The sequence below is a fragment of the Janthinobacterium sp. KBS0711 genome (assembly GCF_000988085.1).
Lineage (GTDB): Bacteria > Pseudomonadota > Gammaproteobacteria > Burkholderiales > Burkholderiaceae_D > Janthinobacterium > Janthinobacterium lividum_E.
In genome coordinates, this window is the sequence record NZ_LBCO01000006.1 from 186,818 (window position 1) to 193,541 (window position 6,724).

8 protein-coding genes and 1 pseudogene are annotated in these 6,724 nt (G+C 61.4%); 3 read left to right on the plus strand and 6 right to left on the minus strand.

Annotated features, from left to right (window positions below):
- The 3 genes and pseudogenes from VM94_RS28825 to rpe all read right to left on the minus strand — a co-directional run.
- Positions 1-185, minus strand: a pseudogene (locus tag VM94_RS28825) (anthranilate synthase component I); the annotation flags it as partial.
- Between the two features lie 246 nt (positions 186-431).
- Positions 432-1,148: a phosphoglycolate phosphatase gene (locus VM94_RS03750; RefSeq protein WP_046682235.1), complete on the minus strand. Its 717-nt coding sequence runs from the start codon at positions 1,146-1,148 to the stop codon at positions 432-434.
- Complete coding sequence (rpe, locus tag VM94_RS03755) at positions 1,148-1,822, minus strand: ribulose-phosphate 3-epimerase (RefSeq protein WP_046682236.1); 675 nt, start codon at positions 1,820-1,822, stop codon at positions 1,148-1,150. The genes VM94_RS03750 and rpe overlap by 1 nt, the downstream gene beginning before the upstream one ends.
- A gap of 166 nt (positions 1,823-1,988) precedes the next feature.
- On the opposite strand from rpe, the gene apaG reads away from it, so the two are divergent.
- The gene (gene apaG / locus VM94_RS03760) at positions 1,989-2,363 is read left to right on the plus strand and encodes a Co2+/Mg2+ efflux protein ApaG (RefSeq protein WP_034753698.1); all 375 of its coding nucleotides are present in this window, start codon (positions 1,989-1,991) and stop codon (positions 2,361-2,363) included.
- 24 nt (positions 2,364-2,387) lie between these two features.
- On the opposite strand, the gene VM94_RS28675 is transcribed toward apaG, so the two are convergent.
- Entirely contained in the window at positions 2,388-2,534 is a 147-nt protein-coding gene (locus VM94_RS28675) for a hypothetical protein (protein WP_165829277.1), read from the minus strand.
- 49 nt (positions 2,535-2,583) lie between these two features.
- Between VM94_RS28675 and mltA the strand changes: the two genes are divergently transcribed.
- Positions 2,584-3,813, plus strand: coding sequence for a murein transglycosylase A (gene mltA / locus VM94_RS03765; RefSeq protein WP_313902961.1), 1,230 nt, complete (start codon positions 2,584-2,586; stop codon positions 3,811-3,813).
- A 34-nt stretch (positions 3,814-3,847) separates the two neighbouring features.
- On the opposite strand, the gene VM94_RS03770 is transcribed toward mltA, so the two are convergent.
- Complete coding sequence (locus VM94_RS03770; RefSeq protein WP_046682237.1) at positions 3,848-4,285, minus strand: universal stress protein; 438 nt, start codon at positions 4,283-4,285, stop codon at positions 3,848-3,850.
- Between the two features lie 137 nt (positions 4,286-4,422).
- On the minus strand, positions 4,423-5,724 hold the full coding sequence (locus VM94_RS03775) for an MFS transporter (RefSeq protein WP_052755500.1): 1,302 nt from the start codon (positions 5,722-5,724) through the stop codon (positions 4,423-4,425).
- A gap of 76 nt (positions 5,725-5,800) precedes the next feature.
- On the opposite strand from VM94_RS03775, the gene VM94_RS03780 reads away from it, so the two are divergent.
- Entirely contained in the window at positions 5,801-6,577 is a 777-nt protein-coding gene (locus VM94_RS03780; protein WP_046682238.1) for an enoyl-CoA hydratase, read from the plus strand.
- Positions 6,578-6,724 lie beyond the last annotated feature (147 nt).

Sequence of the window (6,724 nt, forward strand, 5' to 3'; positions counted from 1 at the left end):
TAGCGGCCGAAGCGTTCGCCGCCGACGACGGATTCGAGCAAGAAGGTATTCTTGCCGCCTTGCTGGGTCTGCGCCAGTTTCAGGTACAGCGTGAGCGGGGTTTCCAGGTCGGCGAAGGCTTCCGCGATCAGGGGGATGCGGTTGTAGCCTTGCTGGCCCAGCGATTTGAATTCGAGTTCGGTCATGTGTCTCTCCATGCCGCCAGGGTACGCATGTGCACGATGCACTAGCCCTGCGGTGGGTTATCAAAAAACCTGCCGGTGCATACGGTACGCAAATGCGCGCGTGCAGCCGGCAGCAATCTTACACGGCTCGGCCCTTAGGCCTGCCAGGATTGCCAGCGTCGCCAAAGCCAGGCCTCAATCGAGCCGGTTTGGGTGACATTGTGTTTTTTGATGAGAAACGTGTTCACGATATGGTGTTGGGTTTGGTCAGTATGCTGGTCTGTTGTGCATGCTAATAAAATCTGCCGCTTCGAGCAGCGTATTTACTATACCATCGGAATCGGTATCGTGTATAGAGTGTCCGTGGTTGTAGCCATACGGTACCGTCAATACGGGGCAAGCCGCAGCCCGGGCCGCTTGCGCGTCGTTCGATGAGTCGCCGATGGCCACCACTTTGGCGGGCGCCAGGTCGAAGTCCGCGCACACTTGCAGCAGCGGCATCGGGTCCGGTTTTTTCCTGGGCAGCGAATCGCCGCCGTAGACGATCTCGAAATACCCATCGAGTTTCTTCTGCTTCAGCAGGGGCAGGGCGAAGGCGATTGGCTTGTTGGTCACGCAGGCGAGGCGCAAGCCCGCTGCCTTCATTGCCGCCAGCCCCGCTTCCACATCCGGATACAGGGTGCTGAACTGGCCATTGATGGCCAGGTAGTGGCGCTGGTAGCCGTCCATCGCCTGCTCGAAACGCTGTTCCACGCCGGCCGCATCGAAGTCGAGCGCCAGCACGGTGCGGATCAGGTTTTCCGAGCCCTTGCCGACCATCAGCTTGATGGCGTCGGCGCTGATGGGCGCCAGGTCCAGCTCGGCGCGCATGCCGTTGATGGCGACATGGAAATCGGGCACGGTGTCGAGCATCGTGCCATCGAGGTCGATGATGGCGGCGCGCACGCCGGCCAGTACGTGGTCTTTCACCGTGCCCGCTTGCATCAGGCGCCCTTGACGGCTGCCAGCTCGGCGCGCATGGCGTCGATGACGGCTTTGTAGTCGGGCTTGCCGAAGATGGCCGAACCGGCGACAAAGGTGTCGGCGCCGGCGGCGGCGGCAGCGGCGATGTTGTCGATCTTGATGCCGCCGTCGACTTCCAGCATGATGTCACGGCCCGATTCGTCGATCATGCGGCGCGCTTCGGCGATTTTCTTCAGCGCGTGCGGAATGAAGGACTGGCCGCCGAAGCCTGGATTGACGGACATGATCAGGATGATGTCGATCTTGTCCATCACGTGTTCCAGGTAGTGCAGCGGCGTGCCCGGGTTGAATACCAGGCCCGATTTGCAGCCATTGTCGCGGATCAGTTGCAAGGAACGGTCGACGTGATCCGACGCTTCCGGATGAAAGGTGATGATGTTCGCGCCAGCCTTGGCGAAATCCGGGATAATGCGATCGACAGGCTTGACCATCAGGTGCACGTCGATGGGCACTTGCACGTGCGGGCGGATCGCTTCGCACACCAGCGGGCCGATGGTCAGGTTCGGCACATAATGGTTATCCATCACGTCGAAGTGGATGATGTCGGCGCCGGCGGTAACGACGTTGCGCACTTCCTCGCCCAGGCGGGCAAAGTCGGCGGACAGGATGCTGGGAGCGATACGGAATGTAGTCATGGTGGAGTAGCCAAAGGATAGAAAATGCGAAGATGCGCTATTTTACGCTTGACGCCGCTACCATGCCTTATTGAAGCACGATGAAACACAGAATACGCATCGCGCGATGGTCTATGCGTCGCGCGCGACACACAATACGACTGGCAATGTCTGAATAGGAATGATGATGGCGACTTATGAATTTACGGTAACGGTCAAGACGCAATACCTGCCCGAGCAATCGGCACCGGACCAGGGGCGGCACGTGTTCAGCTACACGATCCGCGTCGTCAACACGGGCACGGCTGGCGCGCAGCTGATTTCGCGCCACTGGGTCATCACGGATGCGAACAACAAGGTGGAAGAGGTGCGCGGCCTGGGCGCCGTCGGTCACCAGCCGCTGCTGCAGCCGGGCGAGCAGTTCGAATACACGAGCGGCACCATGCTGGGCACGCCGCAAGGCTCGATGCACGGCGAGTATTTCTGCGTGGCCGAAGATGGCCATCAGTTCGAAGCGCCGATTCCCGAGTTCGTGCTGTCCGTGCCGCGCACCCTGCATTGATGCAACGCGGGGGCTTGCGCCCCCTTACTTCAGTTTTTCGGTGCTGTCCTGTTCTTCGCCGAGCTGCTTGCGTGCAGGCGGTGCGGGTTTTTTACCCGAATACATGGTCCACCAGACTATAAATGCCAGCAAGAAGAACGCTACCAGCGCCTCTATCATCAAGATCCACATACGCACCCCTATGTTATTTACCCGCAGCTTAGTATTTACCCGCCGTCTGTTGACACGCGGTAGTCTACCCGTTTCAGTCGGCGCCGTCGCGCTTGTCCTGTCCGCCTGTACTACGCCGCCGGCAGAGCCAGTCGCCGCGACTGGCAAGGCGCCGGCGATTGCCCCGACTGTCGTCAAGCCGGTTCCGGCCAAGCCGGCCGACGCCAAGGATGTCACGGATGCGGCAGCCCCCACCTTCGTGCCCGCCAAGTTTGCCGCCTTGCCTGGCTGGGCCCGCGACGACATGCGCGCCGCCTGGCCAGCGTTCATGGCCTCGTGCGGCGTGCTGGTCAAACGGCCGGACTGGAAGGAGTCGTGCACGATCGCGCGCCAGGTGAATGCCGACAGCGACAAGGCCATCCGCCTGTTTTTCGAGACCTTCTTTGTGCCCAATCAAGTCATCACGGCCGATGGCGCCAGCACCGGCTTGGTGACGGGTTATTACGAGCCGCTGTTGCACGGCGCGCGCAAGCGGGGCGGTCCATACCAGACGCCGCTGTACAAGGTGCCCGACGACCTGGTCACCGTCGACCTGGCCGGCGTGTATCCGGAACTGAAGAACATGCGCTTGCGTGGCAAGCTGGTCGGCAAGAAGGTGGTGCCGTACGCTACCCGTGCCGACATCGAGCGCGCCACGTCCGTCACGGGCAAGGAATTGCTGTGGGTGGATGACGAAGTCGAAGCCTTCTTCCTGCAAGTGCAGGGATCCGGGCGCGTGCAGCTGACCGATACGCAGGAAACCGTGCGCGTGGCATACGCGGATCAAAATGGCCATCCCTACAAATCGATCGGCCGCTACCTGGTCGACAAGGGCGAGCTGACCCTGAGCCAGGCGTCCGCGCAGGGCATCAAGGCGTGGATCGCCGGCCATCCTACGCGCAAGGATGAATTGTTCAACGCCAATCCCAGCTATGTGTTCTTTAAGGAAGAGCGCTTGCCTGATCCGAAAGTGGGGCCGAAGGGCGCGTTGGGCGTGCCGCTGACGCCGCAGCGCTCGGTGGCCATCGATTCGCGCTTTTTGCCGCTGGGTGCGCCCGTGTTTTTGGCCACCACGCAAGCCAATAGCGAGATTCCCATGCAGCGTCTGGTGATGGCGCAGGATACGGGCGGCGCCATTCGCGGGCCTATCCGTGTCGATTACTTCTTTGGTTTTGGCGCGGAAGCGGCCGAGAATGCGGGCCGCATGAAGCAGAGCGGCGCCGTGTGGGTGCTGTTGCCGAAGCAGGCGCCGGCGCGCTGAGATTCTCGCGGCGCCGGGCAGTTCGTGGTGTCGCTTAGCGCAGGACCATCACTGGCAATTGAGTGTGGGCCAGCACTTTTTGCGTTTCGCTGCCCACGAACAGTTTGTTCAAACCCTTGCGGCCGTGCGAGGCCATCAGGATGATGTCGCAATGGTAGGTTTGCGCCGCATTGACGATTTCATCGTGCGGGCTTGGCGACACGGCGACCACGCCTTCAAACGGCACGCCGGCGGCGCTTGCCGCTGCGCCGATCTTGTCGATCGCGCGTTGCGACGCTTCCTGCATCTGCTGTTCATACAGGCTGGCGTCGAGCACGATGCCGCCGTCCGCCATCGGCGAGAACGGGAACGGCTGCACCACGCTGATGGCGACCAGCTTGGCCTTGTTCAATTGGGCGAAGGCGAGGGCGGTCTCGGCGGCCTTGTCGGACAACGGCGAGCCGTCGGTGGGAAATAAGATGGTGTTAAACATAGCGTGCTCCTCAAGTGATGTAAGACAGCTTATGGATTTACATCAATTAAAACCTTGATGTAAATCAAACCTCACAGGCTTTGGCGTGAATAGTGTCGCCAAGGCAATCTTTCGCCAGTGTATTCCCGTTCATCGCTTCAGGTGCGCACGCTACGCAGCGGCGTGCCCCACACCATGGCCACCGTCAGCGCAATGCTGCCTGCCGCGATGCAAGCCAGGCCATTGCGTACGCCAAAATGTTCCGCTACCCAGCCGGCGGCCAGCGCGCCCAGCGGCGCCGTCGCCACCGTCAGGAAGCGCATGGTCGACGTCATGCGGCCCAGCATGGGGTCGGGCGTGACTTTCTGGCGCAAGCCCAGGTAGGGGATAAAGAACAGCATCACGCCGCAATCGAAAAAGAACATCAAGATGGCATAAGCCACGGCGCTGGCCGCTGCGCTGCCGAACAGCGCGGCGGGTATCGTTGGCGTCAGGGCAAAGCAGAGCGAAGTCGATGCCAGGCCGATCAGGATGGTGCGGCCGGCGCCATAGCGCTTCGTCAACGGTTTGACGATGAAGGCGCTGAGCAGCACGCCGGCGCCGCCCAGCATCTGCGTCATGCCCAGCACGCCAGGGCTCATGCCCAGGTCGCGTGTGGCGAACAGCACCGTCAAGGCCATGCTGGCGTAAAACAGGAAGTGCCAGATGCCGGCGCCCCAGGCCAGCGCGCGCAGCAGCGGCTCGCGCCAGACGAACAGCAAGCCGTCGGCGATGTCGCGCAAGGCGTGCTTGTCGGACGGTGCGGGACGCGGGTCGCGCACGCTCATGGCGCGCAGATTGAAAACGGAAACCAGATAGCCGCAGGCCGTGCACAGGATGGCGACGGGCGCCGACAGCACTTGCACCAGCACGCCGGCCAGGCCGGGACCGATCAGGCGCGAAGCTGATTCGGTGGCGGCAAATTTTGACTGCGCATCAATCAAGCCATCGCGGCCCACGAGGAAAGTCAGAAACACCTGTTCGGCGCCGCCACCGACGACGAAGCCCGTGCCGATGATGAAGCCCACTATATATAACCATGGCATCGACAGCACGCCGCACCAGTAGGCCACGGCCACGCTGGCCAGGGCCAGGCCGGACATGCTTTCGCTGAACAGCATGATCGGATGCTTGCTGCGCCGGTCCAGCAGTACGCCGACAGGCAAGCCGAAGAGGGCGAACGGCAGCGCCTGCAGCGCGACCAGCACGCCCATCTGTTCCGGCGTCGCATGCAGCAAGAGCACCGCGCACAGGGGCAGGGCCAGCGAGGTGATCTGGGCGCCGAAGCAATTGAGGCCATTGCTGAACCACAGGCGGCGGAAATTGACGCTGGCGGCGCTGCCGTCGCCGCGCAGGTAACGGGCGCAATACCGGAAGAGGGGAGAGAAAATATGCTGCTCGATAAAAAAGATCGGGCTCACAATAATAGCAGCGCACCTGCCGCGCCGTTGCCGTTAGCCGCTACAATCGTTGCACCGTTCATCGAGAGGAGACACTATGCAATACGAAGACCTGATCATCGACATCCAGGACAAAGTGGCGGTCATCCGCCTGAACCGCCCCAAGGCGCTGAATGCCTTGAATGAGAACATGATGAATGAGCTGGGCGACGCCTTGCTGAAGTTCGATGCGGATGACAATATCGGCTGCATCGTGCTCACGGGCAGCGAAAAAGCGTTTGCCGCCGGTGCCGATATCGCCGCCATGGCCGACTATACCTATCCAGACACCTATACCCAGGGCTACATCAGCCGCAACTGGGAGCATATCTTGCGCGTGCGCAAACCGGTGGTGGGCGCTGTGGCCGGCTATGCGCTCGGTGGCGGCTGTGAACTGGCCATGATGTGCGATTTCCTGATCGCCGCTGACAGCGCCAAGTTCGGCCAGCCGGAAATCAAGGTTGGCGTCACGCCAGGCGCGGGTGGCACGCAGCGTCTGCCGCGCGCCATCGGCAAGGCCAAGGCCATGGACCTGCTGCTGACGGCGCGCACCATCGATGCCGCCGAGGCGGAACGCATCGGCCTCGTGTCGCGCGTGGTGCCGGCCGATAAATTGCTGGAAGAAACCCTCGCCGCCGCCAAGAGCATCGCCGCCATGCCGACCTCGGTTGCCATGATGATCAAGGATTGCGTCAACCGCGCCTTTGAAACCACCTTGACCGATGGCGTCGCCTACGAGCGCCGTTTGTTCCAGGCCGCCTTCGGTACGCCGGCGCAAAAAGAAGGCATGCACGCTTTCCTGGAAAAGCGCTTGCCAAACTTCGACGGTCTTTGATATGATTCGCCTCCTCGCAAAACGACGCACACAAAACATGGTGTTGCAGAGTAAAAACGGGGAGCAAAAGAAGGTTGACGAAATGCTGCAAACGCTTCATACTCTTCCTTCTTCGCAGCTGACAAACACAACGCTTTGTCGATAGCG